Raw genomic sequence first — 6,377 nt, 5'->3', positions numbered from 1 at the left:
GCCGGGTCCGATCATCACGACGGGAGCAGTGTCATCGGCAGGTAGGCGGAACGAATTGTTCTTGGAGACAAAAACTCCGACCCGATCTCCCTCGCCGACGCGGTCCGCCAGGTACGTCGAGCAGACGCCGCCGCGGTCCCGCTCGCCCGAGCGGTAGCGCACACTCGCTACCGTCAGATGCACGGTGCCGTCGTGGGCCAGCGGGCTGGAGGAGATCGAATAGACCCGATGTTGCAGCGGGCGCAGAAGTGCAAGCAGATCTTCGGGATTCAATCGAATGCTGTTGTCCAACTGCAGGAGATCGAGAACGTCCTTGCCCCACAGCCACGCATCGAGCGCTTCCCGATCTTCCGTGTCGAGAATGTGCTGCAGTTCGGCGTCGCCGCTGCGTCGGGCGATGTCTTCGATCAAATCGCGCGAGGGAATCGAGATCTCGTAGTCGCTGGTCAACACCTGGTCCAACGGTACGGACGAGCCGTCCTTCGCGGTGACGACGTAGTCACTGCTCGCACCGAGCTGATGGATGATCGCCTCGACCAGAGCGGGGTCGTTGATCGGGCGGATGCCCAATCCATCTCCGGCCTCGTAGTCCAGACCGTCCTCGCCGAGTGCAAAGGTGAAGTGTCGGACTTCCTTGGCGGAGTCCTCGCCGGACAACAGTCGGTTGGCGAGGACGGTTGCAGGATAAGGGTTCTTGCGAGTCCACTGGGACTTGGTCTTCGTCGGAGTGGACGCAACCGGCGAGGCAGCGGCCCCTGCATCACCGTCGACACCGGCTACCGCAGCGACCGCCCGAACGATCCACTCGGCCGCCGGATCCTCGTAGTCGACGTCGCAATCGGTGCGGTCGACAACCCGGGACCCGCCGAGCGCTTCGAAGCGGGCGTCGATGTTCTTTCCCGACTGGCAGTAGCCGTCGTAGCTGGTGTCACCGAGTGCGAGTACTCCGAAGTAGAGACCCTCCAGCCGGGGCGCACTCTCGGATTCGACTGCATCCCAGAACAGCTGCGCGTTGTCAGGCATCTCGCCCTCGCCGTAGGTGGAGGTGATGACGAGCACCCGGCGCATGGCGGAAAGTGCATTGATATCCACGGTGTCCAGACCCGCGACAAGTGGTTCGAGACCGTGGGCACGAGCAGCTGCGGCCGCGTCTTCGGCCACGGACTCCGCGTTGCCGGTCTGGCTTCCGTAGAGGATGTGCACTGCCGCGCCGGCAGTTCTCTCCACTGTCGCTGTTGCAGCACCGGTTTGACCGGGCATGACAGTTCGTGAGTGTAGACCGGCCAGGAATCCGGAAAGCCACGCGCGTTGGTCGCCGTTGAACGGTGCGTATTCGGGGATGTACGGGATTTCCATTTGAAGCTCACCTACGTTCGGGGGAGGAGGTCAGGACACCAGGTCGGGGATCGTGCGCGAAGCGAACAGTTCGTCGAAGTTCGGCAGCGATCCGAGCTTGTCCCGATTCTTGTTGTCTTGAAACAGAATCCACCCGTACGTCACCGGGCTGTCCATGGCCAACACGTTGCGCAGGCTCAGCGCCTGCTTGTAGTCGTCGACACGCTTGGCTGCAATCAGCGCAGCCAACTGTTCGTCGTCGTAGCCGGCCAGAATCTCTTTCGAGTACTTGACCAAGTGCTGGACGAGGGCGAAGTCCTCGGTCAGTACCAGGTTTCGGGCCGCCTTCTGCACTGCTGGATCGTCGGGCCCGGACGCACCCGGCGTGCGGGCGGCGGCGAGTTGTTGTGCGAAGTGAAGCACGGTGTACGCACTGAGCAGCGCATACATTGTCGCGGTATCGGTCTCGCCATAGGCGGGGACTGCTCCGTTCAGTGCGGGGCGCCCATCGCGCACTGCGAGTTTGAACGTGCGGACCTGACGTGCTGCGATGGCGGACGCCAATTCTTCGAGAAGCTCTTTGTGCGACTTCGCAGCCAGGATTGCATCGCTGTCCTGGTAAAGCATCAATGCCTTGGGCATGGCGTAGACGAACGAGTGCTGTTCGACTTCCCAGTTCTCGAGCAGTCGGGTTCCGAGTGCGGATCCCGTTGCTTCCACATGCAGTTCGAGCAGGAGTTGTACCGCGTGGTTGTGGACGGCGGCCAGAGGATCGGTCGCAGCGGTGATCGAACCGAGCAGTACGGAATCGGTACTTGCTCGCAGTGCCAGTTCGCCGCGAGGGTCGTACTGGTAGAAGAACCCGCCGCTCATGCCGTTGCCGACACCCTTGCCGAACTCGCCGAGATTCACGACAGCACCGTTGGTCATGTACTCGCCGGCGAAGTCGCCGACACCTTCGACGACAGCACTGGCGCCGGAGTTGCGAACTGCAAAGCGATCGCCTGCTTCACCTTCGACGAACACTCGTCCGCCGGTGGCGCCGAAGAGCGCGAAGTTGCCGATCAACACGTTTCCGCCGGCGTCACTGGAGCCGCCGCCTGGGCTGCGCACGGCAATCACGCCGCCGCTCATGCTCTTTCCCACACCGTCGTTACATGTCCCGGTGTGTTCCAGGTGCATGCCGTCGTTGCAGAATGCGCCGAACGACAGGCCAGCAGATCCGGTCGTCAGGACGCGCACGCTGCCCGGAGCCAGATATCGTCGCCCACGCTCGTCAGTCAGTACCCCCGGAGCGAGAAGGCCGGCCGCTCCGTAGTTGAGTTCGCGTTCGAGGTCGATCGCCAACTGCCCACCGACGCTCTTGTTCCGGTTACCCAGGTGCAGTGCACCTTCGGCGAATTCAGGTCCGGACACGGCGACCGAGGCCTCGCCACGGTTGAAGAGCACCGTGCGAACCTCGTCCATGATCTTCTCGTCGAGCGCGTACTCACGCTCGAGGTACACGGGATTGTCGACGGTGATGTTCGGGGCGGACTCGAACATCGCGTCCAGTTTCAGATTGCCGACGATGGACGGGTGATCGAGCAGATGCAGGAGATCAGTTCGACCCCGCGCTTCCTGAAGGGATCGCATTCCCAGATTCGCGAGCAGTTCCCGAGTTTCGTGAGCGATGTTGAGAAGGTACTGCGCCATGGCGCGGGGATCGCCGTCGAACAGTTCCGGGTTGGTGGTCAGACCGGCCGGACACTTGATGTTGCAGTTCTTGGCCATGACGCAGCCCATCATCATCAGCGCAGACGTACCGAACTCGAAGCTGTCTGCGCCCAGTAGCGCGGAAGTGATGATGTCGCTGCCGGTCTGATGCGCGCCCGAGCATCGCAGAACGACTTTCTGGCGAAGCCCGTTGGCACACAAAGCTTGATGGACCTCCGCGATACCGACCTCGGCCGCACGACCCGCGTACTTGAGGCTGGTCACCGAAGCGGCGCCGGTGCCACCGGTGTTTCCGGCGACGTTGATGACGTCGGCGCCGGCCTTGGCGACACCGACGGCGATGGTGCCGATTCCTTCCGAGGACACCAACTTCACGATCACCCGAATACGCGCTGCCTTGCAGTCGTGGATGAGCTGAGCGAGGTCCTCGATGGAGTAGGTGTCGTGGTGCGGCGGAGGCGATACCAGTTCGACGCCGGGCGTTCCGCCACGGGCCGCAGCTATGTCTACGGTGACCTTGGCGGCCGGAAGCTGCCCGCCCTCACCGGGTTTTGCGCCCTGGCCGAGTTTGATCTCGATCTCTTCGAGCATCGGGTCGGCGAGATATCCCGCCCAGATTCCGAAGCGTCCGGATGCAAACTGCTTGATGCGCGACGCACGAATCGTGTTGTAGCGCGAAAGGTGTTCGCCGCCTTCGCCGCTGTTGGACATCGCGCCGACCATGTTCGTGCCGTGTGCGACGGCTTCGTGCGCCGGAGCGTTCAGCGCGCCATGACTCATGGCACCCGACGCCAACTTCGGGGTGATGTCGCTGGCGCTCTGTACCTCGGAGAGAGGAACACCTGCCGGTGCGACCCTCAGCTTGGACAGGAACTCTGCCCCGATGCCGGTTGCCCTCAGCGCAAGATCCGGTGTGATGGCTTCAATGGTGATATCGGCGGCAAAGGTGGCGCAGAGAGCGTCGCCGAGTGCTTTTGCTCGCGCGCTTTCACCGGCCAGTGGACCGTCCAGGCGAAGCGTGTACCGGTCGTCTGCGGCGGATTCACACTGGACTCCGCGCATCACGATCGTAGTGTTGCCGCGTACCGAGAATCGGCTGATCTGCTCGGCGAACTCGGCTGTCGTAACCGCAAACGTGACGTCGGCGGGAACAGAGATGACGTCGCGCAACGCTGCGGGCCGACGCGATCGTTCCGCAGCCATAACGGTAGAAAAGTCCCGGTACCCGGCAGTGATGTCGAAGTCGTCGATCTGTTCGGTGGTCAACCGGTCGAAGCTCGTTGCCCGGTAGGCCCCGGCGTCGAGGCGGAATGCGTCGTCGAGTCGCCCGAGTGGAAGCAAGCGAAGAGCGTCGAATTGTTCGGTGCCGGAGGGACTGTCGAACGCGATCTTCTCTTCGGTGAGCTCGACGTACTTGCGGACTGCGGTGGTACCGAACGAATGCCCTGCGCCGTCTGCGCGCTCCTTGAACAGGCCGAGCAGTGGCAGGTCCTTTTCACCCTCGACTTCGCTTGCACGCTCGTGCCACTGCTTCGAGGTCACCGCGACGGTGTCGAAACCGACGCCGCCCACCGGTGACTTCATGTTGGGGAACCACTGGCGCAGAACAGGGTCGGACGTATCGAGGAAGTTGGGTTCGAAGAATTCTCCGCCGATGTAGCTCTCGACGGTGCACAGGCCGACGCGTCCCATCGTCTTCATGAGGGATTTCTCGGCAGCCTTCGCGAAGCGTCTGAACGCGGCATCCGGATCGGCGGCGAACTTCTCCTCGGCTCGTAACTGAACGGAGAGCGGGTAGACGGCGGAAGCGCCGAATCCGAGTGCAGCCGCAACGTGGTGGGAGGACTCGATCTGGCCACTCTCCACGATGAGAGAGACACGCAATCGCAGGCCTGCGTCGATGAGGCGTTGGTTCAGTGCTCCGACGACCATGATCGCGGGAAGCGTTGCGCGCTCATGAGATACGTGCCGGTCGGTCAGGACTGCGATTCCGCCCTGTTCTGCTGCGAAGGCGACAACGGCGTCGCCGAGCGCGGTCATCGCGTCAACCATCGCCTGCGCGTCACCCGCGGCGGGGTAGAGCATTTCGAATCGGCGATGCGGGGTGTGCTGCTGTTCACGGATCTTGAGCATGTCCAGATGCCCGAGGATCGGCGACGAAATGACGATCTGCTTGCCCTGTCCGGCTGTCATCTTCGCGCCCAACGCGACCCGGAGGGTCATGCCGTCCGCTTCCCGGATGCTGTCCAGCGGAGGGTTGGTGACCTGGGCGAATCGCTGCGAGAAGTAGCGTGCCACACCGCCTTCACGATCGGAAAACGCGTTGATGGCGTTGCCGTAACCCATGGCCGATACCTTCTCGGCTCCGTGCGTGAGCATCGGATCCATCAGGAATTTGAAACTCTCCTGATCCAGGGAGTACGCCATGTAGCGCTGATGAACCTCGAACATTCCGTTGTAGCGCGTCGGTGAGCTGACCTTCTCCGCAGGTACAGCGGGGATGTCTTCGATCAGGATTCGTGACTGCTCCAGCAGAGACTGGTAGTCACGCTGTGCGGCGATCTTTTCCAGAGCTTCACGGGCAGTGTAGGTATGGCGATCGCGATGATCGAAGTACAGCATTCCGCCGGCCTCGACGCGTCCACGGTGAATCACCGTCTCGGGTGCGAACGCGATCTGTCCGGCTTCGGAGAATGCGCACACGTAGTCGTGTGTCTCGATCGTGCGAAGTGGACGCAGGCCGAGGCGGTCCAGTCGGGCGCCGATGATGGTGCCGTCGCCGAACACCAGCGCTGCCGGTCCGTCGTTCTTCTCCTCGTACAGCGAGAAGTACTCGAACATCGCACGCACTGCGGGGGAGAGAGTGGTGTCGTTTTCCCAGGCAGGGGGCATCATCGAGACCACAGCTGTCACCAAATCGACGCTGTCCTCGATGACGCGTGCTTCCAGAGTCTGATCGAGTCGGCAACTGTCGGACTGACCGGGCGGACGGACGATCGCACGTCGTTTTGCGCTGGCCACCGCAGCTTCGGAGAGCCGATTCTTCTTGTCGGTGTTCAGTTCTCCGTTGTGAGCCATGAACCGGAACGGCTGCGCCATCGTGGGATGCGGGTCCGTGTTGGTCGAGAACCGCGTGTGGAAGTACATCGTGTGGACAGCGTGATCGGGGTCGACCAGGTCGCGAAAGTACGGGATCACTTCGTCGGAGTTCAAGCGGCCCTTGAGAACCTGAGTCCTCGCGCTGAGGGACAGTGGGTACAAACCGCGTAGTGCAGGCGTGTTGTACGCGATGGCCTCGATGGCGAGCAGGGCCTCGTGCACGAGGC

At 62.5% G+C, this 6,377-nt stretch carries 2 protein-coding genes; both read right to left on the bottom strand.

Annotated elements, in window-relative coordinates:
* A partial coding sequence (locus tag ABX74_RS27045; protein WP_047890122.1) for a sulfite reductase flavoprotein subunit alpha occupies window positions 1–1,356 on the bottom strand: 1,356 nt, incomplete at its 3' end.
* 30 nt (window positions 1,357–1,386) lie between these two features.
* Window positions 1,387–6,377 (bottom strand): glutamate synthase-related protein (locus ABX74_RS27040; protein ID WP_047890121.1); only part of this gene is annotated, 4,991 nt, incomplete at its 5' end.

It is taken from the genome of Rhodococcus sp. ARP2 (assembly GCF_001029585.1).
Classification (GTDB): Bacteria; Actinomycetota; Actinomycetes; order Mycobacteriales; family Mycobacteriaceae; genus Rhodococcus_F; species Rhodococcus_F erythropolis.
Note: the sequence above shows the minus strand (reverse complement) of the source record. Positions and strands in the feature narration are given on the sequence as shown.